Origin of the sequence: Cupriavidus sp. KK10, from assembly GCF_018223725.1 — a bacterium.
Taxonomy (GTDB): domain Bacteria; phylum Pseudomonadota; class Gammaproteobacteria; order Burkholderiales; family Burkholderiaceae; genus Cupriavidus; species Cupriavidus necator.
Window position 1 is genome coordinate 6,013,767 of record NZ_CP073677.1, and the last position, 24,853, is coordinate 6,038,619.

The window sequence follows — 24,853 nt, forward strand, 5'->3', positions numbered from 1 at the left end:
CAGCCCGCCGCTCCCACGATGTTGACGCTTTCTGATTTCGATTTCCCGCTGCCACCAGAACTGATTGCCCAAAGCGCGCTGCCCGACCGCAGCGCGAGCCGGCTGCTGGTGGTCGAACGGCTGGCCCCGGCCGACACCGCCGACGCGGTGCGCATGGTCGACCGTGCCTTCAGCGACATCGTCGACTACCTGCGTTCCGATGACCTGCTGGTCTTCAACGACACCCGCGTGATCAAGGCGCGCTTCTTTGGCCACAAGCCCAGCGGCGGCAAGATCGAGGTGCTTGTCGAGCGCGTGGTCGATACCCACACCGTGCTGGCCCAGGTGCGCGCCTCCAAGACCCCGGCCGAGGGCAGCACGCTGCATCTGGCCGACGACGCCTTCGCCGTCACCGTGGGCCCGCGCGTGGACCAGTTCTTCACGCTGCGCTTCCCCGAGCCGGCGCTGGACCTGATTGAGCGCTATGGCCGCCTGCCGCTGCCGCCGTATATCACGCACGACCCGGACGCCTACGACGAAACCCGCTACCAGACCGTCTACGCGCGCAGCCCCGGCGCGGTGGCCGCGCCCACCGCGGGCCTGCATTTCGACGATGCGCTGTTCGCCCGGCTCGATGCCGCCGGCGTGCGGCGCGCCTTTCTGACGCTGCACGTGGGCGCCGGCACCTTCCAGCCGGTGCGCACCGAGAACCTGGCCGAGCACAAGATGCACTCGGAGTGGTACGCCGTTTCCGAAGACCTGGCCCAGGCCGTGCGCGACACCCGCGCGCGCGGCGGCCGCGTGATCGCGGTCGGCACCACCTCGCTGCGCGCGCTGGAATCGGCCGCGCAGGCCGACGGCACGCTTGCCGCCGGCAGTGGCGACACCGATATCTTCATCACGCCCGGCTACCGCTTCCGCCTGGTCGATGCCCTGATCACCAACTTCCACCTGCCCAAGTCGACGCTGCTGATGCTGGTGTCGGCGCTGGCCGGCGTGGAAGCCATCCGCGCCGCCTACCGCCATGCGGTCGAGCAGCGCTACCGCTTCTTCAGCTACGGCGACGCCATGCTGCTGACCCGCCAGCCCGGCGCCTGAATCCAGAATCACAAGCCATGCTCAACTTCGAACTCATCACCACCGACGGCAACGCCCGCCGAGGCCGCGTCACGCTGAACCACGGCGTGGTCGAAACGCCGATCTTCATGCCGGTGGGCACCTATGGCTCGGTCAAGGCGATGTCGCCGCTGGAGCTCAATGAAATCGACGCGCAGATCATTCTGGGCAACACCTTCCACCTGTGGCTGCGCCCCGGGCTGGACGTGGTCAACGCCCACGACGGCCTGCACCGCTTTATCGGCTGGGACAAGCCGATCCTGACCGATTCCGGTGGTTTCCAGGTGTTTTCGCTGGGCGATCTGCGCAAGATCACCGAAGATGGAGTCACGTTCGCATCCCCGGTCAATGGCGACAAGCTCTTCCTGTCGCCCGAGATCTCGATGCAGATCCAGCACACGCTGAACTCGGACATCGTCATGCAGTTCGACGAATGCACGCCGTACGAGATCGACGGCCGCCCCGCCACGCATGAGGAAGCCGCCAAGTCGATGCGCATGAGCCTGCGCTGGGCCAAGCGCTCGCGCGACGAGTTCGAGCGCCTGGCCAACCCCAACGCGCTGTTCGGCATCGTCCAGGGCGGCATGTACGAGGACCTGCGCGACGAATCGCTGGCCGGCCTGTCCGAGCTGGACTTCCACGGCCTTGCCATCGGCGGGCTGTCGGTGGGCGAGCCCAAGGAAGACATGATGCGCGTGCTCGAGCACGTGGCGCCGCGCCTGCCGGCCAACAAGCCGCACTACCTGATGGGCGTGGGCACGCCCGAAGACCTGGTCGCCGGCGTCGCCGCCGGGGTGGATATGTTCGACTGCGTGATGCCCACCCGCAACGCGCGCAACGGCTGGCTCTTCACCCGCTTCGGCGACGTCAAGATCAAGAACGCGGCGCACCGCAACGACCCGCGCCCGCTCGATGAAAGCTGCGCCTGCTACACCTGCCGCAACTTCTCGCGCGCCTACCTGCACCACCTGCACCGCGTGGGCGAGATCCTGGGCGCGCGCCTCAATACCATCCACAACCTGCACTACTACCTGCAACTGATGCGCGAGATGCGCGAAGCGATCGAGCACCACCGCTTTGCCGACTTCCGCCGCCAGTTTGCGGCCGACCGCGCCCGCGGCACGCAGTGACAACGCCGGGTGGCGCGAACTTTTGCGCTGCCGGCGGTCGAATAGCCGGGTCATCCGGAAGCCACGCGAGCCGGAGAGCCCGGCCATGCCGACCCCTGCCGCAAGTTGCCCCGGGCGCACCCGAACAAACCCGTATTCCGCCCTAGAATGCCAAGGGCGGGCGAAATGCGAATGGTAGAATGATCGATTATTTGACTGACTTTTGTGACGGAGAAACAACGTGCTGATTTCTAACGCATTTGCCCAGACCGCCGGAGCCGGCGGCGCGGCTGGCGGCCTGATGAGCTTCCTGCCCATCATCCTGATGTTTGGCGTGCTGTGGTTCATCATGATCCGCCCGCAAATGAAGCGCCAGAAGGAAGCCAAGGCAATGCTCGAAGCACTGGCCAAGAACGACGAAGTCGTGACCGCCGGTGGCATCCTGGGCAAGGTGACCAAGGTCACCGACCAGTACGTCAGCCTGGAAATCGCCGAAGGCACTGAAATCACCGTGCAGAAGAGTGCCGTGACCACCGTGCTGCCCAAGGGCTCGCTCAAGGCGCTCTGATCTCCGGATCGCGCGCGCGACTCCCGCCTTTGTCTTTTCCGGCATGCCCGTTCGCGCATGCCCCGGCAGCCGCCTGATCCAGCCCGACGAAGCCCCCGTGGTTTCGATCCGTGGCTGCCAGGCGGCTGTTTGCCAAACCGGTTCGGCCCCGCCGACGTGGTGCGCCACGCCAGCGCCGGCCCCGCCAACCGCAGAATGACTGGCCCGAGATGAATCGTTATCCGCTTTGGAAATACCTCGTGATCCTGGTGGCCCTGGCCATCGGCATCATCTATACCTTGCCGAACTTCTTCGGCGAGGCGCCTGCCGTGCAGGTGTCCTCGGGCAAGGCCACGGTCAAGGTCGACCTGGCGATGCAGAAGCAGGTCGAAGAGATTCTGGCGCAGAACCAGCTGCGGCCTGACGGCGTCTTCTTTGATATTTCCGGCCAGTCCGGCTCGGTCAAGGCGCGCTTCCGCACCACCGACGAGCAGCTCAAGGCCAAGGACGTGCTGTCGCGCACCCTGAACCCGGACGCGGCCAACCCCACCTACGTGGTGGCGCTGAACCTGCTGTCGGGCTCGCCGCGCTGGCTGACCGCCATGCATGCGCTGCCGATGTACCTGGGCCTGGACCTGCGCGGCGGCGTGCACTTCCTGCTGCAGGTCGACATGAAGGGCGCCGTCGACAAGAAGCTCGACAGCCTGGGCGGCGACGCGCGCACCCTGCTGCGCGACAAGGGCATCCGCCACGGCGGCATCGACCGCGACGGCGAGCGCCTGACGGTGCGCTTCAACAACGCAGACGACGCCAACCGCGCGCGTCCCATCCTGGCCGACAACCTGCGCGAAGTGGCCTTCGCCATGGACGGCAACAATATCGTCGGCACCTTCACCGAAGCCGCGCGCAAGGCGGTGCAGGACGCAGCGGTCAAGCAGAACATCACCACGCTGCACAACCGCGTGAACGAGCTTGGCGTGGCCGAGCCGGTGATCCAGCAGCAAGGCGCCGACCGCATCGTGGTGCAGCTGCCGGGCGTGCAGGACACCGCCAAGGCCAAGGACATCATCGGCCGCACCGCCACGCTCGAAGCCCGCCTGGTCGACAACGACGCGCCGCGCAGCCCGCGCCCGGGCGACCCGATCCCGTTCGGCAGCGAGCTCTTCACGCAAGGCAACGGCGCCCCGGTGGTGCTCAAGAAGCAGGTCATCTTCACCGGCGACCGCATTGAAAGCGCCTCGGCCGGCTTCGACCAGAACCAGCATCCTTCGGTCAACATCAAGCTCGACGCCCAGGGCGGCCGCGTGCTGCGCGACGTCTCGCGCGAGAACCTGAAGAAGCCGATGGCGATCGTGCTGTTCGAAAAGGGCAAGGGCGAAGTGCTGACGGTGGCGACGATCCAGTCCGAACTGGGTTCCAGCTTCCAGATCACCGGCTCCTACTCCACCGAAGCCGCCAACGACCTGGCGCTGCTGCTGCGCGCCGGCTCGCTGGCCGCACCGATGGAGATCATCGAAGAGCGCACCATCGGCCCGTCGCTGGGCGCGGACAACATCCAGAAGGGTTTTGACTCGGTCGCCTACGGCTTTGCCGCCATCGCCGTGTTCATGGTCCTGTACTACATGCTGTTCGGCGTGTTCTCGGTGGTGGCGCTGGGCGTGAACCTGCTGCTGCTGATCGCGGTGCTGTCGATGCTGCAGGCCACGCTGACGCTGCCGGGCATTGCCGCCATCGCGCTGGTGCTGGGCATGGCCATCGACGCCAACGTGCTGATCAACGAGCGCATCCGCGAAGAACTACGCGCGGGCGCGTCGCCGCAGATGGCGATCGCGGTCGGCTTCGACCGCGCCTGGGCCACCATCCTGGACTCCAACGTGACCACGCTGATCGCCGGCCTGGCACTGCTGGCCTTTGGTTCGGGCCCGGTGCGCGGCTTTGCCGTGGTGCACTGCCTGGGCATCCTGACCTCGATGTTCTCGGCGGTGTTCTTCAACCGCGGCCTGGTCAACCTCTGGTACGGCCGCAAGAAGAAGCTGCAGAGCGTGGCCATCGGCCAGATCTGGAAGCCGGGCAACACCACCGACACGCCGGTCGCCAAGTAAGGCGAGCAGCAACAACTAGCAGTACAGAACAGGATTCAACATGGAATTCTTCCGCATCCGGCGCGACATTCCGTTCATGAAGCACGCGTTGGTCTTCAACGTGATCTCCTTCCTGACGTTTGCCGCGGCCGTGTTCTTCCTCTGGCACAAGGGCCTGCACCTGTCGATCGAATTCACCGGCGGCACGGTGATGGAGGTCAGCTACCAGCAGGCGGCCGACCTGGAAAAGATCCGCGGCCAGGTGGGCAAGCTGGGCTATACCGACGTGCAGGTGCAGAACTTCGGCACCTCGCGCGACGTGATGATCCGACTGCCGCTGCAGAAGGGCCCGGACGGCAAGCCCGTCACCTCGGCCCAGCAGAGCGAGCAGGTGCTGGCCTCGCTGCAGGCGGCCTCGCCTGACGTGAAGCTGCAACGGGTGGAGTTCGTCGGCCCGCAGGTGGGCAAGGAACTGGCCACCGACGGCCTGCTGGCGCTGTTGTGCGTGGTGGCCGGCATCGTGATCTACCTGTCGTTCCGCTTCGAATGGAAGTTCGCGGTGGCGGGCATCATCGCCAACCTGCACGACGTGGTCATCATCCTGGGCTTCTTCGCCTACTTCCAGTGGGAGTTCTCGCTGTCGGTGCTGGCGGCGATCCTGGCGGTGCTGGGCTACTCGGTCAACGAATCGGTGGTGATCTTCGACCGGATCCGCGAGAACTTCCGCAAGTACCGCAAGATGACCACGCACGAGATCATCGACAACGCGATCACCAGCACCATCTCGCGGACCATCATCACCCACGGCTCGACCCAGATGATGGTGCTGTCGATGTTCTTCTTCGGCGGCCCCACGCTGCACTACTTTGCCCTGGCACTGACGGTCGGCATCTTGTTCGGCATCTACTCGTCGGTGTTCGTGGCCGCGGCGCTGGCGATGTGGCTGGGCGTCAAGCGCGAGGACCTGGTCAAGGGTGAAAAGAAGTCCGACTCGACCGACCGCAACGACCCCAACTACGGCGCGCAGGCCTGACCCCTGCCCTGCGGTAAAACAGAACGGCGCCCCGCGGGGCGCCGTTTTTTTATGGCTGCAAGGTCTGGGAAATTCAGGCCGGCATCGAGAACCGCTCGATCCACGCGGCCAGCCGGTCGGCCGCGAAGGCCTCGCTGCGCGGGCATGCGCGGCACACCACGGTGTTGCCGTCGCGCGCAAACTGCAGCGCGCCGCCAGCCTCTTCCAGCCACAGCAGGCTGGCCAGCCAGGCCGCGTGCTGCGCGGACACGGGTGCGCCGATCGGCTGCGCGAGGAACTCCGCCAGCGTGGCCGGCGCGGTCCACACCACGGTGTCGCCGTCGCGGCGCACCACCTCGCTGCCCAGCGCATCGACAATCACCGCGGCGGCATCGGCAGCGCCCCGGCCGGCATTGGCGCTGCGCAGGCCCGCCAGGCGCGTGGCCACGGCATGGCCGAAGCTGCCGCTGCGCTCGGCCTCTGCGCGCACCAGGTCGGCGTAGTCCATGCGCTGCCAGTCCGGCTCGACGCTGCCCGCGCCGGCGAGGTCGACCGCCGCGAGGTAGGTCTCCACCGGCTGGAAACGGCCCGGCCCGATCAGGCTGGCACACAGCGCATGCACCATGCCGATGCGCGAGGCCACGGTCTGGGTCTGCAGCACGGACAGCTTCTCGCGCAGCAGCTGGTCGCGTTCCTTGCGCAGGCCGGCCAGTTCCAGCGCCTGCTTCAGCTCCATGCGCAGCGCGGTGATGTCCCACGGCTTCTTGATGTAGCGGTGGATCTGCCCCTGGTTGACCGCTTCGACGGTCTGGTCGAGCTCCGAATACGCGGTGGTCAGGATGCGCACGATATGCGGGTAGCGCTCGCGCGCGTAGCGCAGCAGTTCGTTGCCATACTCGCCCGGCATGCGCTGGTCGGACACCAGCACCGCCAGGCTGCCTGCGTGGGCGTCGAGCAATGCCTTGCCCTCTTCAACGGAGCCGCCGGTGGCCACCGGTGCCAGCGCCCCGATGGCACGCTGGAAATACTTGACTGCAGTCGCTTCGTCATCGACGAACAGAATCGCCGGGGGTGGTGCCTGCGTGGCATTCGGTTCGGTCATCGGTCACTCCTATGCTTTCGACTCTTGAAACTTGGAAAGTCCAGCGTCACCGTGGTGCCGGCACCGGATGCGGATTCGATCCGGATGCCGCCGCCAAACGACTGCATGACGCGGTTGCAAAAAATCATGCCCAGCCCGCTGCCGCCGGCACTGGCGTGGGTGGTGACAGGATCGACCAGCAGCCGCTCCATCACTTCCGGCGGAATGCCCGGCCCGTTGTCGCAGATGCGGATTTCCGGGCGCGGCTGCTCCACCACCACAAAGCGCAACGCCGGCGTGCCGACACTGCGCAGCGCCCGCAGCGCGTTGCTCATCACCGAGGAGAGCACCAGCGCCACGCAGTTGGGCAGCGTCTGCACCGGGAAATCGCCGTGCATCTCCACCTGCACCCAGCTGCGCTGGTCGCCCGCGAACGGGTAGCTGTCCAGCAGCGATGTGACCAGCGTGCCGGCGCTGACCTCGGTACCGGCATCGGACCGGGCCGGCATGCTGCCGGCACTGTTGCGCACTGATTGCAGGAACGATGACAGCACCGCCAGGCAATACTGGGCGTTGTCGTACATGGCGCTGGCCGCCTGGCCGATCTCGGCCTGGCGGCCAGCGCTGTATTCGCCGGCGACACGGCCGCGGATGCCGTGGGCAAAGTTGGCGATGGCCGCCAGCGGCGTGTTCAGTTCGTGCGCCAGGAAGGCCAGGGTCTCGTCGATCGCCATCAGCCGGTGCTGGCGCAGGGTGCGCTCGCGGTGGCGCTCGGCGGCGCGTGCCAGCACCTCGCGCAGGTCGGCCACGCTCAGCGGCTTTTCCAGGATGCGGAAGACTTCGCCGCTGTTGACCGTTTCCAGCAGCACATCCTTGTCGGCATAGGCCGTGACCAGGATGCGCACGATCTGCGGGTATTCCTGCGCCACCTGGCGCAGCAGCTGGCCGCCGTCGCGCCCGGGCATGCGGAAGTCGGTCACCAGCACCGCCACGCGGGCAGGGTCCGCGCGCAGCACTGCCAGAGCCTCGTCGGCGCCGTCTGCCACCAGCACCTCATAGTCGCCGCCGGCGGCCCGGGCGAAATACTTGCGCGCCATCTCCTCGTCGTCGACATAGAGAACGGCAAGCCGTGCCTGCTTCACTTCGCTCATGGCTGGTTACTCCGCACGCGGCAGGTCGAAGCTGAACGAGGTCCACTGGCCCAGTTCGCTCTCGGCATACAGCTGCCCGCCGTGGCGCTCCACCACCGCGTAGCTGATCGACAGGCCCAGGCCAAGCCCCTGCCCCACCTCGCGCGTAGTGAAAAACGGCTCGAACACGCGCGCCAGGTTTTCCTGGGGGATGCCAGGGCCGTTGTCGCGCACCATGATGTGCAGGCGGTGGTTGTCCCACCGGGCCGTGGTATGGATCGCCGGCGCGGCCGTGCCCGCCTTGCGCATGGCCAGCGCGGCATTCGAGAACAGGTTGATCAGCACGCCGATGATGGCCGCCTCGTCGCCCAGCACCAGGGTGTCGGCAGGCAGTTCGCGGCTGAGGCTGACGCCGCGCAGCTCATGCGCGGTCAGCCGGATCGACGAATCGAGCGCCTTCTCGAACAGGAACGGCGTGCCTTCCACCTCGGCGCCCGGCTTGCGGTAGGCAAAGGTCTTGAGGTCGGAGACGATATGCTGGATGCGCTGCATCCCCTGCTTGGCGTCGACCAGGCACTCTTCCAGCGAAGGGTTCTCCTTGGCCTGCGGCTCTTCCATCGCCACCTCGATCGCCATCAGGCAGAAGTTGACCGGGTTGTTCACCTCGTGCAGCAGCCCGGCCGCCAGCGTACCGATGGCGGCCATCTTCTCCTGCTGCAGCATCTGGCCCTTGATGTCGGCCAGCCGGCGGTTGATCACCTCGAGCTCAGTATTCTTCTCGGCGACCTCGTCCTTCAGACGGAACAACATGAAGCGCGCCCGCTCGTTGAAGAAGGTATAGACCCCGCTGGCCGCCGCGGCGAACAGCAGGAACAGTGAATTGGCGATAAAAGCGCCCACCGGCTCGATGCCGCCGGGGTGGAACAGGCATGCCAGTACGTACAGCAGGTACGAGAGCACGCCGAACACCAGGTTCTGCCACAAGCCGAACGGCAGCGCGATGCCCGACGCGAAGATCGCGAGGTTAAGCCCGACGTAGTATGGCGACTGCGCCCCTTCAGTCTGCCAGATCATCCACGCAATCATGATCTGTGGCAGCAGCAGCCACGTCAGCGTCAGCCATGGCGCGAAGCGGCGCCCCGCAGCGCTGTACAGCACCACCACCACGCCCGCGATCAACAGCGACACCAGCACGCGCGCCACCCCGAAGGCAAGCTGCTGCTGCGGATACTGGCCGTAATCGAGTCCGACGCCGAGCAGAACCAGCGCGATCGCGGTATAGGCGCCGCCACGGCTGAATGCCAGGCGAAAGTCAGCCAGCTCGGACTGGTAGCCGGCGTAGAGTTGGTTGGTGCTCATGGCGTGCCCCGCAAGGACTGCTTCAGTCAATGGTGGCTTCCGCAAATACGTTGACGCCGGTGGCATCGCCGTAAATGCGGTGCGAGTGCGAATTTTCAGGCAGTAGCTGCGCCATGCCCGCGTCGTCGCGGTAGATCAGGTACCACTCCAGCAGGTGTTCCATGCCGAATTTCTCAGGATTGTCGACGTGGACGTTGGTTACCAGAATCTGCCCTCCGTGCCGCGAGCGGGAGGCGAAATACGAGAGTAGCCGCGTACACACCTTGTCGGACAGGTAGTCGAACAGGCCCGCACAATAGACCGCGTCGAACTCCCTTGCACTGGTATCGTCCGGCGAGATGCGCCGCTTGAGCAGTTCATGCACGGACTGGTGCACCATCTCGACGGCAACCTTGCTCCCGGCGCTGGTGGCCGAGCGTTCGATCGTGCTACGCGTGAACTCCAGCGTCTCTTCGCTGAAGTCGACCAACTGGAACGACAGCAGTTCGGGGTTGGGGTATTCGCGCACGAAGCGCTGGATCTCGAAGGCAGGGCCGCAGCCCACGTTGAGCACGCGGAACGGCCGGCCAGCGGCGCGCGCGCGATCGGCTTGGCGCGTCAGGAAATCGATCAGCAGTTCGATGCGGTTGCGGTGCGCGGTCGCCACCGCCGCCTTGAGGAAGGCGGTGTTGACGATCTGGAAATAGGTGGTGGGACCCTGCTGCGGGTCGTTCAGGATCTGGTTCACCATCTCGTAGTCGCCGGCATAGCCGAGCGGCTTGGTGAAGGTGCGGTATACGAACGGCGCCCGCAGCAAGAGCGGGTGCAGCGCCGACTGCGCGTAAGTGCGGTGCACCGGCGCGATCTCCGGATCCACGCGCTGGGCCTCGCCCTCAAGCCAATCCAGGTAGGTCTTTGTCTTGACCATGATGGGCGTGGCCAGCTCGTAGAAGACGTCCTCGCGGAGCTTGCCTTCAATCTTTGGCAGCGATTCGGTCATGTCGACCTGCTCGACCCAGCGCGACACTTCGGACAGGAACGCGCGCATCTCGTTGACCACGATCTGGTAGTCGCGCCGGATATTGAAGCGCGTGTCCCAGTCCTGCACAAAAAGCTCGGCTTCGCGCGCGACTGACTTGGGCTCGTTGGTCAGGTCCGTCAGTTCGCGCCACTCGTCGATCAGCGTCAGCGACACCACGGCGGTCAGGCCGGTGTTCACCAGGCTCATCACCACGGCCTTGCCGAGGTAGGCGTTCTTGGCCCCCATGCGGACGCTGAGTTCGCTCAGCACCTCGCTGACCTGCACGATCGAATACGGATTGTAGATTTCCATCACCAGAGACTTTCTCTGGAGATTGATGATCGTGCCCCGCACCTGCTCGCCCTGCGAGTTGCGGAAACCAACTACCGGATCGATTTGCGTTTTGGAATACACGGTATTGCGCCAGGGAAAACCGAGAAACGCTGCGGACCGTACAGGCAAGGCGGAACGGCCAGGTACAGCATGAGGGGCGAGGAGGTCGCGGGGATGGCTACCGGTATCGGGACATGCAGCGAATGCTCATAGTGATGCGCTTTAGCCGGTTGCGGGCATGGCTGCCCCCGCCTTGGCAGGAGTAGCATTGCCCCGATCAAGGAGGAATTGCCGCGGGCCATTGTACTGTGCCCGTCGGGGGTCGTACAACCAAGTGCCCTGGCAGGCGCCTGAATGATGCCGGACAACAAAAAAGGCCGGCATGGCCGGCCTTGACTGCCTGGAAGCCCGGCGCAGCGGGCTGGCACGCTCAGTCCGCGCGCACGCCTTCCACCTGGATGGCGAGCTTGACCTCGGGCTTGAAGCCCATTTTCACGCCATAGTCCAGGCCGAAGTCGGCACGGTTGAAATGGCCTACGGCGTCGGCGCCGCAGGCTTCGCGCTTGAGCATCGGGTGCTGGATGCACTTGAAGTCGCGGATTTCCAGCTTAACCGGCTTGGACACGCCGCGCAGCGTCAGCATGCCGTCAACCTCGGTCGGCACGTCGCCCTTGAACTTGGAGAACTTGCCCTTGTAGACGGCCTCGGGGAAGGCTTCCACGTCGAACATGTCGGGGCCCTTGGCGTGCTGGTTCAGCTTGGCATTGCCGAAATCGATCGAAGCCGGGTCGATCTTGACCTCGACCGAGCCCGCCTTGGCGGCACGGTCCAGCGTGACCACGCCGCTGGACTTGTCGAACTTGCCGCGCCAGGTCGACAGGCCGCCCAGGTGGTCGGCCTCGAAGCTCGGGTAGGTGTGGGTCGGATCGAGGTTGTACGTCACGGTATTGGCCGAAGCCACGCCGAAAGCGGCAGTTGCGGAAATGGCCGCGACGGCGGCAACGAGGAAACGCAGTTTCATGAAATCTCCCGACAAATCAGGTTGGGGCGGAACGTTCTCAGGAACGTCGATTGGGTACGTCAGCGGAATACCGGCCTTGCTTCCTACTTCTTGGCCAGCACGATACGGAATTTGATCTGCACGTCGTCGGCCACCACGGAAGTGTCCTTCCATTCGCCGTCGCCGATATTGAAGACCGTGCGCTTGATCGGCAGCGCGCCCTCGAACACCTGGACCGCGCCTTCCTGGCGGTAGGTGGCGGGCACCACCACGTCCACGGTCTTGCCCTTGATGGTCAGCTTGCCGGCCACGTCGTACTTGCCCGGCGTGCCGTTCTTGATGCTGGTGGACTGGAACACGGCCTTGGGGTACTTGGCGGCGTCAAACCAGTCCTTGCCCTTCACTTCCTTGGTGGTCTCGGCGTCGCCGATCTCGAAGCTGGACACATCGATCTCGACCTTGGCCGACGAGGTCGCCAGCTTGGCCGGGTCGAAGCTGACCGCGGCATCGAACTTCTTGAACTTGCCTTCCATCGGCACGCCAATCTGGCGCGCGACCGCGGTCACCGAGCTCTTGGCGGCGTCAACCTGCGCCCAGGCCAGGTTGGCGGCAATGCCGGAGGCGGCCAGGACGGCGGCGATGACGAGCGAGCCGCGGCGGGAATTGCGTTTCATCTCAAAAAACTCCTGTCAGGGTCGGCGCAGCGCGCCGCGGTACGGAAAAAGTTGGCCGGGGCGGCGCCTCAGCGCAGGAACGGCAGCATCCGGCCCAGCGTGCCGTCGCGGTCGACGAACTGGTGCTTGACCGCCGCCGCTGCATGGACAACGACCACAGCCGCCATCAGGTAGTTCAGCCAGATATGGACAAATTTCAGTACTTCTTTCAGTTCGTCGTTCTTTTCCAGCAGCGCCGGCATCTTCCACAGGCCCAGGTAGACCACCGGCACGCCCGCGGCCGAGCTGTAGAGGTAGCCGCTGATCGGCACGATCACGATCAGCAGGTACAGCAGGTGATGGGCGCCGGCCGCAGCCCTGGCCTGCCAGGCCGGCGTGCCGGGCGCCACCGGCGGTGCCGCATGGGTTGCACGCCACAGCACGCGCAGCACGGCAACCGCGAAGATCGTCACGCCCAGCCACTTGTGCCAGGAGTAGAGCTTGAGCTTGGTCGGCGTCAGCCCCGGAATGCCCGTCATGTACAGGCCGAGCCCGAACGCGGCGAAGATCGCCAGCGCAATGACCCAGTGCAAGGCGATCGCGGTGGCACCGTAGCCGGTGGGGGCATTGGCGGTAGAACGCATCGAATTCCTCTCGCTCGCGCAGGAGCGTTTCACAATTTTGGGGAAGGCACCGGCGAGGGCGGACCCGCCCGTGCGCTTACGATTCTCGCATTATTGCGGCGGGCTGTGCGCCGATGAAGGACAGTCCTTCATTAAGTTATTCAAATGCTTTGAAGTGACATTCTGTCGCAAGCGGCACAAAGCCGCAGCGACCTGCCGGCCGCGCTGCGCCAGAAAAGCAAAAAGCCATCCTCGCGGATGGCTTTTGCAGCACGTCGCCCCGATTCGGGGGCGGAATGTGGCGTCAGATGCGCTCGGCCAGCACCACGGCCTTGCCGATATAGCTGGCGGGCGTCATGTCCAGTAGCAGCTTCTTGGCGTCGTCGGGGATCGCCAGGCCGTTGATGAAGGTCTGCAGCGCCTCGCGCGAGATGCCCTTGCCGCGGGTCAGCTCCTTGAGCTGCTCGTACGGGTTGGGCACGCCGAAGCGGCGCATCACGGTCTGCACCGGCTCGGCCAGCACCTCCCAGCAGTTGTCCAGGTCTTCGTCCAGGCGCTCGGGGTTGGTTTCCAGCTTGCCCAGGCCGCGCAGGCAGGCCTCATAGGCCAGCAGGCTGTAGCCGAAGGCCACGCCGATATTGCGCAGCACGGTCGAATCGGTCAGGTCGCGCTGCCAGCGCGACAGCGGCAGCTTCTCGGACAAGTGGCGCAGGACCGCGTTGGCCAGGCCCAGGTTGCCTTCGGAGTTCTCGAAGTCGATCGGGTTGACCTTGTGCGGCATGGTCGACGAGCCGATTTCGCCGGCCTTGGTCTTCTGCTTGAAATAGCCCAGCGAGATATAGCCCCAGACGTCGCGATTCAGGTCGAGCAGGATGGTGTTGGCGCGGGCGATCGCGTCAAACAGCTCGGCCATGTAGTCGTGCGGCTCGATCTGGATGGTGTAGGGGTTGAAGGCCAGGCCCAGGCGGGTCTCGATCACCTGCTTCGAGAAGGCTTCCCAGTCGAAGGTCGGGTAGGCCGACAGGTGGGCGTTGTAGTTGCCCACCGCGCCGTTCATCTTGCCCAGCAGCTCGACCTGCTCGATGCGCTGGATCGCTCGCGCCAGGCGCGCGGCCACGTTGGCCATTTCCTTGCCCAGCGTGGTCGGGCTGGCCGGCTGGCCGTGAGTGCGCGACAGCATCGGCTGCGCGGCATTGAGCCTGGCCAGCTCGACCAGGCGGGCGTGCACGCGCTTGAGCGCCGGCACCACCACGCCCTCGCGGGCGCCCTTGAGCATCATGCCGTGCGAGGTGTTGTTGATGTCTTCCGAGGTGCAGGCGAAGTGGATGAACTCGCTGGCGGCTTCCAGCTCGGCGTTGCCCTTGACCTGTTCCTTGAGCCAGTACTCGACCGCCTTCACGTCATGGTTGGTGACGGCTTCGATTTCCTTGATGCGGGCGGCATCGGCCTCGCTGAACTTGTCCACCAGCGCCAGCAGCGCGGCCTCGGAGGCGGCCGAAAACTTCGGCATGTCGGGCAGGCCGGCCTGCGCCAGCGCGATCAGCCAGTGCACCTCGACCTTGACGCGGTTGCGCATGAAAGCGGCCTCGGACAGCCATTCGCGCAGCGCATCGGCCTTGGCGGCGTAACGGCCATCGATCGGGGACAGGGCGGTGAGCGGCGAAAGCGAAGAGGAGGTCATGCTGGAAACCGGGAAAAGGGAGGCAATGGAAGAAGGCGACGAACAAGGCGCGCCGCGGGGGCTGGCGCTGTCAGCGTTGGCGGCGGGAGGGATCGAAAAAGCGACTTTATGCGGCCGGATGCGTCCAAAACGCAATGCCGGCAGGCCCGCCGGCGCTGCGCAACGCGGGATTTTACCACCCCTGCCCCGGCTCCGGGCAGCGGTAAAGCGCCGCCGCGGGGCATCGGTGCGCAAGCCCGCATTCGCCACGCACCGCGGGTATACTCGCGCACGCCGTTCCAGTAGCCTGTTATGAAGTGCATCGGGCAAGCCGCGTGCCCCACCGCCGCTGCCGCAGAGCGACGATGCACTTCATAACAAGCTCAAGGGGAGAACATGAAGCTGTATGCGTCCCGGACCAGTCCCTACGCGCGCAAGGTGCGCGTGGTGATGGCCGAGAAAAAGATCGAGTGCCAGCTCATCGAAGAGGATGTCTGGTCGCCCGAGACCAGGATCGGCCAGTTCAACCCGCTCGGCAAAGTGCCTTGCCTGGTCATGGAAGACGGCGGCGCGATCTTCGATTCGCGCGTGATCGTCGAATATGTCGACACCTTGACGCCGGTCGGCCGGATGATCCCGCAGGGCGGGCGCGAGCGCCTGGAAGTCCGCTGCTGGGAGGCGCTCGCCGACGGCCTGCTCGACGCTGCGCTGCTGGTGCGCCTGGAGGCAACCCAGCGCGAGCCGCACGAGCGCAGCGAGCGCTGGGTGCAACGCCAGCGCGGCAAGATCGACGCGGCGCTGGTGGCCATGGCGCACGGCCTGGCCGACCGCCCCTTCTGCACTGGCACGCACTATTCGCTGGCCGACGTGGCGGTGGGCTGCGCGCTGTCCTACCTGGACTTCCGCTTCCCCGAGATCGCCTGGCGCGAGAGCCATCCCAACCTGGCGGCGCTGGAGGAAAAGCTGTCCAAACGCCAGTCGTTTATCGATACGGAGCCGCCGCGCGGCTGATCCGCAGCGGCCGACAAGAAAACACCCGCCTCGAGCGGGTGTTTTTTCGTGCAGCGGCAGCGCTTACTGGATGATGCCGCCGCCCAGACAGATGTCGCCGTCATACAGCACCGCCGACTGGCCGGGCGTAACCGCCCATTGCGCCTCGGCAAACCCGAGCGTCAGCGCGTCGCCGTCCACCGCCTGCACCGTGCAGGCGGCATCGCTCTGGCGGTAGCGCGTCTTGGCCGCCATCGGCGCGCCCGCGGCAGGCGGCTCGCCGGCCACCCAGGACAGGTCCGACGCGGTCAGCACCGGCGTCAGCAGCCACGGGTGGTCGTGGCCCTGCACCACGTAAAGCGTATTGTTCGCCATATCCTTGCGCGCCACATACCAGGCATCGCCGTTGCCGTCGCGGCTGCCGCCCAGGCCAATGCCCTTGCGCTGGCCCAGCGTGTAGAAGGCCAGGCCGATATGCTCGCCCACGACCTTGCCCTCGGGCGTCTTCATCGGGCCCGGCTTGGTCGGCAGGTAGCGGTTCAGGAAATCGCGGAACGGGCGCTCGCCGATAAAGCAGATGCCGGTGGAGTCCTTCTTTTTCGCGTTCGGCAGGCCGATCTCGGCGGCAATCTCGCGCACGCGCGTCTTGGGGATCTCGCCCAGCGGGAACAGCGTGCGCGACAGCTGCGCCTGGTTCAGCCGGTGCAGGAAGTAGCTCTGGTCCTTGGTATGGTCGAGCGCCTTGAGCAGCTCGAACCGGCCGGCCGCGTTCTGCCGCACGCGCGCATAGTGGCCGGTGGCGATGGTTTCCGCCCCCAGCGACATGGCATGGTCGAGGAAGGCCTTGAACTTGATCTCGGCATTGCACAACACGTCCGGGTTGGGCGTGCGCCCGGCGGAGTATTCGCGCAGGAAGTCGGCAAAGACCCGGTCCTTGTACTCGGCGGCAAAGTTGACCGCCTCCACGTCAACGCCGATCAGGTCGGCCACCGACACCACGTCCAGCCAGTCCTGGCGCGTGGAGCAGTACTCGCTGTCGTCATCGTCTTCCCAGTTCTTCATGAACAGGCCGATGACCTCGTAGCCCTGCTGCTTGAGCAGCCACGCGGTCACCGATGAATCGACCCCGCCCGACATGCCCACGACGACACGTTTTCCCGCACCACTCACAGCTGCACTCCCAGCGGGACGGCCGCGGCCAGCGCCGACGGGTGCGTGTACAAGGCGTCCAGCGCAAAGCGCTTGCCGGCCAGGTAGTCGTTGACGCAGGCCATCACCAGCGGCGAACGGTGACGCTCCGGGCAGGCGCGCAGTTCTTCCGCGCTCATCCAGACCGTGCGCACGATGCCGGTATCGAGCTGGCGGCCGGCGTCGAGCGAGCCGAGGTCGCCGGTAAAGGCAAAGCGCACATAGGTCACATCGGTGCCGGTGCGCGACGACAGCGAACGGCCCATGTAGCAGCCCAGCAGCGCGCGCGGCTCAAAGGTGTGCGCGGTCTCTTCCAGGGTTTCGCGGATCACGGCGCGGATCAGGCTCTCGCCCGGGTCCAGGTGCCCGGCGGGCTGGTTCAGGCGCAGCCCGTCGGCGGTTTCCTCTTCGACCAGCAGAAAGCGTCCACCGCGCTCGATCACGGCGGCAACGGTCACGCTGGCATTCCAGTCACTTGACATGATGCTCAATTTTTAGGCAATCCCGCATTCTACCGGTTGCGGGCCCATCGTGCAGCGCCGCCGACCCGCCATGGCCCCCGGCCGATGAGCCCGCCTGGTGCTGAATTGCCGGCTGCAACTACCCTTTGGCGGTCGCCGCAAAAGCCGACCGGCCGGTCACCGTTGAACGTCAGATTCCTGTAAGCTGCGAAAAAATTGTTGCGCTGCGGCTTAAGCCTGCGGCGCGCACGGGCCAGCCGTCGGTCCGCCCAACCAGACAAGACGCCAGCTAAAGGAGAAATTGACGATGTACATCGGCATCCCGCAGGAGACGCGGGCCGGCGAGACTCGCGTCGCCGCCACCCCGGAGACAGTCAAGAAGTACGTCGCCCAGGGCCACAAGGTGGTCGTGCAGGCCGGCGCCGGCGTAAGCGCCAGCCAGCCCGACGGCGCGTATGAGGCGGTCGGCGCCACCTTCGGCACCGCAGCCGAAGCACTGGGCGCGCAACTGGTTTTGAAGGTGCGCGCGCCGGACGCCGCCGAACTGGCGCAGATGAAGCCAGGCGCCGTACTGGTCGGCATGCTCAATCCCTTCGACGCCGAGAACAACGCGCGCATGTCCGCTGCGAACATCACCGCCTTTGCCCTGGAAGCCGCGCCGCGCACCACGCGCGCGCAGAGCATGGACGTGCTGTCGTCGCAGGCCAACATCGCCGGCTACAAGGCCGTGCTGGTGGCCGCGCACCACTACCAGCGCTTCATGCCGATGCTGATGACCGCCGCCGGCACCGTCAAGGCCGCGCGCGTGCTGATCCTGGGCGCGGGCGTCGCCGGCCTGCAGGCCATCGCCACGGCCAAGCGGCTCGGTGCGGTGATCGAGGCCTCCGATGTGCGCCCAGCGGTCAAGGAGCAGATCGAATCGCTCGGCGCCAAGTTCCTCGACGTGCCCTTCCTCACCGATGAAGAGCGCGAGATCGCCCAGGGCGTCGGCGGCTATGCCCGCCCGATGCCGCCGGACTGGATGAAGCGCCAGGCCGAGCTGGTGCACCAGCGCGCCGTCCAGGCCGACATCGTCATCACCACCGCACTGATCCCGGGCCGCAAGGCGCCGGTGCTGCTGCAGGAAACCACCGTGGGGCAGATGAAACCCGGCTCGGTGGTGGTAGACCTGGCCGCGGCACAGGGCGGCAACTGCCCGCTGACGGTGGCCGACGAAGTGGTCAACCACAACGGCGTCATCATCATCGGCCACACCAACCTGGCCAGCATGGTCGCGGCCGACGCCTCGGCGCTCTATGCCCGCAACGTGCTGGACTTCCTCAAGCTGGTCGTCGACAAGGACGGCCAGTTCACGCTGAACCTTGAAGACGACATCGTCGCGGCCTGCCTGATGTGCAGGGACGGCCAGATCGTGCGAGAGGCGGCGTAATTTCCACGGGAGCCGTGCGCCCACTGCTTTTGCATCAAATATAAGGACGTATCACCCATGCAACGCATCATGCTCCGCGCCAAGCTCCACCGCGTCACCGTGACGCAGGCGGACCTCAACTACGAGGGTTCGTGCGGCATCGATCAGGACCTGCTGGACGCTGCCGACATGAAGGAGTTCGAGAAGATCGAGCTGTACAACGTGAACAACGGCGAGCGCTTCTCCACCTACATCATCAAGGGCGAGCGCGGCAGCGGCGAGATCTCGCTGAACGGCGCCGCGGCGCGCCGCGCGCACCTGGGCGACCAGCTGATCATCTGCACCTACGCGCCGATGAGCGACGAGGAGATCGCCGCCTACAAGCCCAAGGTCATCCTGGTGAACGAGAACAACGGCATCAAGGAAATCAAGAAGTTCTGATGGCGGCCTGCCGCAGGGTTGCTCCCCTCTCCCGCTTGCGGGAGAGGGAGCGCGCCGTCAGTCAGAGCCACTGGCCCTTGGCACGCCGTAATGCAGCAAAGAAAAAACACAGTAAAACGCCGCATCCCGGATTCAAAGCAACGGAGGAGAAGTCGATGGAGATGGTGAACCACACGGTGATCAACCTGATCATCTTCGTGCTGGCGATCTACGTGGGTTACCACGTGGTCTGGACGGTTACGCCAGCCCTGCATACACCCCTGATGGCGGTGACCAACGCGATCTCGGCGATCATCATCGTCGGCGCCATGCTCGCCGCGGGCCTGACCGAAGGCGGGGTCGGGCGCGTGATGGGCACGCTGGCAGTGGCACTGGCCGCGGTCAATGTGTTCGGCGGCTTCCTGGTCACCCAGCGCATGCTGGAGATGTTCAAGAAGAAGGAACCGAAGGCCAAGGCGCCTGAGGCCAAGCCGGCGCTGGCCAGGGAGGGCGCGTGATGACCGGTCTTGTCAGCATGAACCTCGTCACCCTGCTCTACCTGGTGGCCTCAGTCTGCTTTATCCAGGCGCTCAAGGGCCTGTCGCACCCGGCCTCGGCGCGCAAGGGCAATGCCTTCGGCATGATCGGCATGGCCATTGCCGTGGTGACCACGCTGGTCCTGATCATCAAGCTGAAGAATGAATTCCTCGCGGCGGGCACGGCCCAGTCGTCGGTGGGCACGGGCCTGGCGCTGATCTTCGCCGCGCTCGTGGTCGGCGGCGGCATCGGTGCCTACGTGGCGAAGAAAGTGCAGATGACCAAGATGCCCGAGTTGGTCGCGGCGATGCACTCGCTGATCGGCCTGGCCGCGGTGTTCATCGCGGTGGCGGCAGTGGCCGAGCCGGCGGCGTTCGGCATCAGCCCGGCAGGCTCGCACCTGATCCCGCTGGGCAACCGCATCGAGCTCTTCATCGGCTGCTTCGTCGGCGCGATTACGTTCTCGGGCTCGGTGATCGCCTTCGGCAAGCTGGCCGGGCGCTACAAGTTCCGCCTGTTCCAGGGCGCGCCGGTGGTGTTCGCCGGCCAGCACTGGCTGAACCTGCTGCTGGCGGTGGCAATGGTGGGCTTCGGCGTCATCTTCTTCCTGTCGCAGGACTGGCTGCCGTTCCTGATCATGCTGGCGATCGCCTTCGTGCTGGGCGTGCTGATCATCATCCCGATCGGCGGCGCCGACATGCCGGTGGTGGTGTCGATGCTGAACTCGTACTCGGGCTGGGCAGCGGCGGGCATCGGCTTCTCGCTGAACAACCCGATGCTGATCATCGCTGGCTCGCTGGTGGGCTCCTCCGGTGCGATCCTGTCGTACATCATGTGCAAGGCGATGAACCGGTCGTTCTTCAACGTGCTGCTGGGCGGTTTCGGCGGCGCGACGGCGGCGGCGGCGACGGGCGATCAGCAGCAGCGCCCGGTCAAGTCGGGTTCCGCCGACGATGCCGCGTTCCTGATGGGCAATGCGGAGACGGTCATCATCGTGCCGGGCTATGGCCTGGCCGTGGCGCGCGCCCAACACGCGCTCAAGGAACTGACCGAGAAGCTGGCGGAAAAGGGCGTGAACGTGAAGTACGCGATCCACCCGGTGGCGGGCCGCATGCCGGGCCATATGAACGTGCTGCTGGCCGAGGCCGAGGTGCCGTACGACCAGGTCTTCGAGATGGAAGACATCAACAGCGAGTTCGGCCAGGCCGACGTGGTGCTGGTGCTGGGCGCCAACGACGTGGTCAACCCGGCGGCCAAGAACGACCCCCAGTCGCCGATTGCCGGCATGCCGATCCTGGAGGCCTACAAGGCCAAGACCATCATCGTCAACAAGCGCTCCATGGCCGCCGGCTATGCCGGGCTGGACAACGAGCTGTTCTACATGGACAAGACCATGATGGTGTTCGGCGACGCCAAGAAGGTGGTCGAAGACATGTTCAAGGCGGTCGACTAAGGCCGTCCGCGCGCCGCGCGCAGGCCCGGGCCATCCCGGCCCTGCCGCGGGCGCTTCTCCCGCCCGGCGCCCGCCGGGCTCCTCCTGCCGCCGGCCCTGACTGCAAGGCCTGTCTTGCAAGGCAGCCGTGGCGCGCTATACTGGCCTGCGAATGCGCACACCGGCTTGCCGCTTGCGCCACGCCTGTGCCTAACCACTGCGCCGAACCCCTGCCCGCCGCTCCATGACCTTCAACCCGCACGACAGGAACCTGTCGGTCTTCCATCACCCGGTCCTGACCGTCCTGGTCGATGACAGCAAGTCGTTCATCGACAGCCTGGCGTTCCAGATGGATGCCTCGCGCGCGGTGATCACCTTCACCGATCCGCGTGAAGCGCTGCAATGGATCCGCGAGGCCTATGCCACCCGCTTCCCGGGCTTCCTGCCGGTGCGCGTGACGCACGACGACCTGACCTTCCTGACCGAGCGGCGCACCGTGCAGCTCGACATCGACCGCATCTACCGCCAGATACACGACTTCAAGCGCTTCCTGCAGCCGGGCGTGGTGGTGGTCGACTATTCGATGCCGCAGATGGACGGGCTGGAATTCTGCCAGGCGCTGCAGGACCTGCCCTGCAAGACCATCCTGCTGACCGGCACCGCCGACGAGAGCATCGCCGTGCAAGGCTTCAACCACGGGCTGATCGACCGCTGCGTGAAGAAGCATGAAAGCAATATGGTCGAGCGGCTGGACCAGGAAATCGAGGCCATGCAGCAGGCGTACTTCGCCACGCTGTCGCGCACGCTGCGCGAGCTGCTGACGCGGCATTCGTTCTCATTCCTGTCCGATCCGGCCATCACCGAGCGCGTGCGCCAGCTCATCGCGCGCTATGGCTTTGTCGAGTACTACCTGTACCCCAACCCGGCCGGCATCCTGCTGCTGACCGCGCAGGGCCACGCCACGCTGATGGTGATCGAGACCCGCGCCGGGCTGATGAGCCAGGTGGAGTCGGCCGAAGCCTACGACGCCCCCGCGGCACTGATCGAAGGCCTGCGCGAAGGCCGGCTGGTGCCGTTCTTCTGGCCCGGCAACGGCATGTACACGCCGGCGTGCGTGGACTGGGAACAATACTGCCTGCCGGCAGAGCGCTGCGAAGGCAATGAAGAATTCATCTATGCGCTGTTCGACCTGCCGCGCCACCTGCTGCAGGAGCCGGTGGTCAGCCTGCAGGGCTTCCTGGCGGACTTCAGCCGCAATCCGGATGCACTGACGGGGCGCAAGCGCCCCTGACCCCGCCGCCCGGCGCCGCGGGCGCCGTCAGTCCGCCTGCGGCACCCGGTTGGCGCCGCGCACCATGTCGAAGCGGAACAGCCGGCATTCGATATTGCCGTTGTAGAGCGGCGTGCGGCGCGACTCCTTGAGTCGCAGCCGGCGCGGGAAACCCATGTCGCCGGTAAACACCCACGCCTGCCAGCCCGCGAAATGCTGCTTGAGCGTGGTGGCAAAGGCACTGGCGAACTGGTTGGCGGCGGCCTCCTCCACCTCGTCGCGCGGCATCTCTTCCTCTGGCAGGCGGCGCTGGCCACGCACCGCGATGCGCTCGCCGTACGGGGGATTCATCAACAGCAAACCCGGCTCTTCAAAAGGCGGCTGCACGAAGCGCGCGTCCACCTGCTTGGTGCGCGCCTCGCCCGGCAGGCCGGCACGCTCCCAGTTGGCGCGCGTGATGGCCAGCATGTCAGTGGAGATGTCCGAACCCACCACCTGCAGTTCATCGGCCGAGGCCAGCATGCGGACGCGCTGCGCGTCCGACTTGAGCTTCTGCCAGGCCTTGGTGTCCATGCCCTTGAGCCATTCGAAGGCAAAGCTGCGGCTGCCGCCCGGCGCGATGCCCAGCGCCACCTGCGCGGCCTCGATCAGGAAGGTGCCGCTGCCGCACATCGGGTCGTAGAAAGGCCGGAAGGTCTGGCCCGGCACCCAGCCCGCCAGGCGCAGGATGCCGGCGGCCAGGTTTTCCTTCAGCGGCGCCTCGCCCTTCTCGGTGCGCCAGCCGCGCTTGAACAGCGGCTCGCCGGTGGTGTCGAGGTACAGCGTGCAGTCATGCTCGGTTAGATGGGCATAAATGCGCACATCCGGGCTGGCGGTATCGACGCTCGGGCGCGCGCCCACGCGCTCGCGCAGGGCATCGCAGACCCCGTCCTTGACGCGCAGCGCGGTGAAATTCAGGCTGCGCAGCGGCGACTTGTGCGACGTGATGTCCACACGCAGCGATTCATCGGGCGAAAACCACTGCTCCCAGCGCACGCCGCGCGCCAGCGTATAGATGTCGTCCTCATGCCGGTAGCCGCGCGCCGCCACGCGCATCAGCACCCGGCTGGCAATGCGCGAATGCAGGTTGACCGCATAGGCGGCGGCCATCTCGCCCGAGAAATTGACGCCGCCCGGCACTTCCTGGTGCACCGTGAACGGCGCCAGCGCGGCCATGCCCGGCATCGCGGCGATCTCGCGCAGTTCTTCGGCGAGCGCGCTCTCCAGGCCGCGCGGGCAAGGGGCAAAGAAGGCTTGGGTCATGTGTTGGGTATCCTGCAAACAAAAACGTCCGCCGTAGCGGACGGGGATCTATCCGAAGCTTAGCTCAAGCCGCCGCCAGGGCGCGCTCGAGGAAATCCAGCCGGTCCTGGCCCCAGAAGGGCTGGCCGTCATGGACGTACCACGGCGCGCCGAATACGCCGGCCGAAATCGCGTCCTGGGTGTTCTGCGCATAGGCCGCCTGCACCGACTGCGCCTCGCTGGCCTTGAGCAGGCTGGCGCCGTCCAAGCCGGCCTCGTCGGCGATCTGCGCCAGCGTGGCGGCATCGGAGATATTGCGCTGCTGCGCCCAGACTGCCGCGCCAATGGCGCCGGTCAGCTGCATCGCGCGGGCGGTGCCGTGCGCCAGCTGCGCGGCGATGATCAGCTTGCTGGCCGCGTCGCCCGATACCGGGAAGAACGTCGGCTGCGGATGCAGCGGCAGGTCCAGGAATTCGCTCCAGCGCGCCAGCTCCACCAGGCGGTAGGCCTGGCGCTGGGGCGGGCGCTGCGACAGCGGCAGCCCGCCGGAGACGGAAAACACCTTACCCAGGTCGCACGGCTTCAGGTTCACCTGCGCGCCATGGCGTTCGGCGATGGCGGCAAAGCGCGCATGGCCCAGGTAGACGAACGGCGACTGCGGCGTCAGGTAATAGTCAACCAGCTTGCTCATTTCGGTTCCGCAACAGGATTGGCAACAACAGACCGGGCGCCAGGCTCAGAACGGCTTGACGACCACCAGGATCACCACCGCCAGCAGCACCAGCACCGGCAGCTCATTGAACCAGCGATAAAACTTGTGCGAGCGCGTATTGCGCCCCGCCTCGAACTTGCGCAGCAGCACGCCGCAGCCGTGGTGGTAGCCGATCAGCACCAGCACCAGCGCCAGCTTGGCATGCATCCAGCCCTGCCCCGCGCCGCGGCCGATGCCGTAGCCCAGGTACAGCCACAGCCCGAACACCACCGCCGGCACCGCCAGCATGGTCATGAAGCGAAACAGCTTGCGCGCCATCAGCAACAGGCGCTGTGTGCTGGCGGCGTCGGTTTCCATGGCCAGGTTGACGAAGATGCGCGGCAGGTAGAACAGGCCGGCGAACCACGAGACCACGAAGACAATATGCAGCGCTTTGACCCAGAGCATCGGCAGAGAGACGTTCGAGAACGA

The 24,853-nt window shown here is 65.9% G+C and carries 24 protein-coding genes; 11 read left to right on the plus strand and 13 right to left on the minus strand.

Annotation, left to right across the window (positions count from 1 at the left end; genetic code table 11):
* The first annotated feature begins 18 nt into the window (after positions 1-18).
* From queA to secF, 5 genes are all read left to right on the plus strand, one after another.
* Positions 19-1,077 (plus strand): tRNA preQ1(34) S-adenosylmethionine ribosyltransferase-isomerase QueA, encoded by a 1,059-nt coding sequence (gene queA / locus KB879_RS27980; RefSeq protein ID WP_013957941.1) that lies wholly within the window; start codon positions 19-21, stop codon positions 1,075-1,077.
* A 17-nt stretch (positions 1,078-1,094) separates the two neighbouring features.
* The gene (gene tgt, locus KB879_RS27985) at positions 1,095-2,225 is read left to right on the plus strand and encodes a tRNA guanosine(34) transglycosylase Tgt (protein WP_211980276.1); all 1,131 of its coding nucleotides are present in this window, start codon (positions 1,095-1,097) and stop codon (positions 2,223-2,225) included.
* 220 nt (positions 2,226-2,445) lie between these two features.
* A complete protein-coding gene (gene yajC / locus KB879_RS27990; RefSeq protein ID WP_013957943.1) occupies positions 2,446-2,772 on the plus strand; it encodes a preprotein translocase subunit YajC in 327 nt (108 codons plus the stop codon).
* Between the two features lie 209 nt (positions 2,773-2,981).
* Positions 2,982-4,853 (plus strand): protein translocase subunit SecD, encoded by a 1,872-nt coding sequence (gene secD / locus KB879_RS27995; protein WP_211980277.1) that lies wholly within the window; start codon positions 2,982-2,984, stop codon positions 4,851-4,853.
* Between the two features lie 40 nt (positions 4,854-4,893).
* Positions 4,894-5,865 (plus strand): protein translocase subunit SecF, encoded by a 972-nt coding sequence (gene secF / locus KB879_RS28000; RefSeq protein ID WP_013957945.1) that lies wholly within the window; start codon positions 4,894-4,896, stop codon positions 5,863-5,865.
* Between the two features lie 73 nt (positions 5,866-5,938).
* Here the strand turns inward: secF and KB879_RS28005 are convergent, their stop codons facing one another.
* The 8 genes from KB879_RS28005 to purB form a co-directional block, all read right to left on the minus strand.
* Positions 5,939-6,946 carry a response regulator gene (locus KB879_RS28005; RefSeq protein ID WP_013957946.1) on the minus strand — a complete coding sequence of 336 codons (1,008 nt, stop codon included), beginning with the start codon at positions 6,944-6,946 and terminating at the stop codon, positions 5,939-5,941.
* Positions 6,943-8,076 (minus strand): hybrid sensor histidine kinase/response regulator, encoded by a 1,134-nt coding sequence (locus tag KB879_RS28010; RefSeq protein ID WP_211980278.1) that lies wholly within the window; start codon positions 8,074-8,076, stop codon positions 6,943-6,945. Before KB879_RS28010 ends, KB879_RS28005 begins: the two co-directional genes overlap by 4 nt.
* 6 nt (positions 8,077-8,082) lie before the next feature.
* Positions 8,083-9,414 (minus strand): sensor histidine kinase, encoded by a 1,332-nt coding sequence (locus tag KB879_RS28015; protein ID WP_211980279.1) that lies wholly within the window; start codon positions 9,412-9,414, stop codon positions 8,083-8,085.
* Positions 9,415-9,436: 22 nt separating this feature from the next.
* The gene (locus tag KB879_RS28020) at positions 9,437-10,828 is read right to left on the minus strand and encodes a class I SAM-dependent methyltransferase (RefSeq protein WP_211980280.1); all 1,392 of its coding nucleotides are present in this window, start codon (positions 10,826-10,828) and stop codon (positions 9,437-9,439) included.
* 349 nt (positions 10,829-11,177) lie between these two features.
* On the minus strand, positions 11,178-11,768 hold the full coding sequence (locus KB879_RS28025) for a YceI family protein (protein ID WP_013957950.1): 591 nt from the start codon (positions 11,766-11,768) through the stop codon (positions 11,178-11,180).
* An 83-nt stretch (positions 11,769-11,851) separates the two neighbouring features.
* Entirely contained in the window at positions 11,852-12,421 is a 570-nt protein-coding gene (locus KB879_RS28030; protein ID WP_013957951.1) for a YceI family protein, read from the minus strand.
* 68 nt (positions 12,422-12,489) lie between these two features.
* Positions 12,490-13,044, minus strand: a complete 555-nt coding sequence (locus tag KB879_RS28035; protein WP_114133767.1) for a cytochrome b — start codon at positions 13,042-13,044, stop codon at positions 12,490-12,492.
* A gap of 283 nt (positions 13,045-13,327) precedes the next feature.
* Entirely contained in the window at positions 13,328-14,704 is a 1,377-nt protein-coding gene (gene purB / locus KB879_RS28040) for an adenylosuccinate lyase (protein ID WP_013957953.1), read from the minus strand.
* A gap of 375 nt (positions 14,705-15,079) precedes the next feature.
* Here purB and KB879_RS28045 point away from each other — a divergent pair, with 375 nt between their 5' ends.
* On the plus strand, positions 15,080-15,694 hold the full coding sequence (locus KB879_RS28045; protein WP_013957954.1) for a glutathione S-transferase C-terminal domain-containing protein: 615 nt from the start codon (positions 15,080-15,082) through the stop codon (positions 15,692-15,694).
* A 63-nt stretch (positions 15,695-15,757) separates the two neighbouring features.
* On the opposite strand, the gene mnmA is transcribed toward KB879_RS28045, so the two are convergent.
* Both mnmA and KB879_RS28055 read right to left on the minus strand, forming a co-directional pair.
* Positions 15,758-16,843, minus strand: coding sequence for a tRNA 2-thiouridine(34) synthase MnmA (gene mnmA, locus KB879_RS28050; RefSeq protein ID WP_211980281.1), 1,086 nt, complete (start codon positions 16,841-16,843; stop codon positions 15,758-15,760).
* Entirely contained in the window at positions 16,840-17,343 is a 504-nt protein-coding gene (locus KB879_RS28055) for an NUDIX hydrolase (protein ID WP_013957956.1), read from the minus strand. Before KB879_RS28055 ends, mnmA begins: the two co-directional genes overlap by 4 nt.
* Positions 17,344-17,629: 286 nt before the next feature.
* Here KB879_RS28055 and KB879_RS28060 point away from each other — a divergent pair, with 286 nt between their 5' ends.
* From KB879_RS28060 to KB879_RS28080, 5 genes are all read left to right on the plus strand, one after another.
* Complete coding sequence (locus tag KB879_RS28060) at positions 17,630-18,751, plus strand: Re/Si-specific NAD(P)(+) transhydrogenase subunit alpha (RefSeq protein ID WP_211980282.1); 1,122 nt, start codon at positions 17,630-17,632, stop codon at positions 18,749-18,751.
* Between the two features lie 57 nt (positions 18,752-18,808).
* A complete protein-coding gene (panD, locus tag KB879_RS28065; protein ID WP_013957958.1) occupies positions 18,809-19,171 on the plus strand; it encodes an aspartate 1-decarboxylase in 363 nt (120 codons plus the stop codon).
* A 155-nt stretch (positions 19,172-19,326) separates the two neighbouring features.
* A complete protein-coding gene (locus tag KB879_RS28070) occupies positions 19,327-19,668 on the plus strand; it encodes an NAD(P) transhydrogenase subunit alpha (protein ID WP_013957959.1) in 342 nt (113 codons plus the stop codon).
* Positions 19,668-21,140: an NAD(P)(+) transhydrogenase (Re/Si-specific) subunit beta gene (locus tag KB879_RS28075; RefSeq protein ID WP_211982330.1), complete on the plus strand. Its 1,473-nt coding sequence runs from the start codon at positions 19,668-19,670 to the stop codon at positions 21,138-21,140. Before KB879_RS28070 ends, KB879_RS28075 begins: the two co-directional genes overlap by 1 nt.
* A gap of 223 nt (positions 21,141-21,363) precedes the next feature.
* Positions 21,364-22,410 carry a two-component system response regulator gene (locus tag KB879_RS28080; RefSeq protein WP_211980283.1) on the plus strand — a complete coding sequence of 349 codons (1,047 nt, stop codon included), beginning with the start codon at positions 21,364-21,366 and terminating at the stop codon, positions 22,408-22,410.
* Between the two features lie 27 nt (positions 22,411-22,437).
* On the opposite strand, the gene KB879_RS28085 is transcribed toward KB879_RS28080, so the two are convergent.
* The 3 genes from KB879_RS28085 to KB879_RS28095 all read right to left on the minus strand — a co-directional run bounded on the left by KB879_RS28085 (position 22,438) and on the right by KB879_RS28095 (position 24,829).
* The gene (locus KB879_RS28085; RefSeq protein ID WP_013957961.1) at positions 22,438-23,691 is read right to left on the minus strand and encodes a class I SAM-dependent RNA methyltransferase; all 1,254 of its coding nucleotides are present in this window, start codon (positions 23,689-23,691) and stop codon (positions 22,438-22,440) included.
* 64 nt (positions 23,692-23,755) lie between these two features.
* The gene (locus KB879_RS28090) at positions 23,756-24,361 is read right to left on the minus strand and encodes a 2-hydroxychromene-2-carboxylate isomerase (protein ID WP_211980284.1); all 606 of its coding nucleotides are present in this window, start codon (positions 24,359-24,361) and stop codon (positions 23,756-23,758) included.
* A gap of 45 nt (positions 24,362-24,406) precedes the next feature.
* Positions 24,407-24,829: a CopD family protein gene (locus KB879_RS28095; protein WP_013957963.1), complete on the minus strand. Its 423-nt coding sequence runs from the start codon at positions 24,827-24,829 to the stop codon at positions 24,407-24,409.
* Positions 24,830-24,853: the final 24 nt, after the last annotated feature.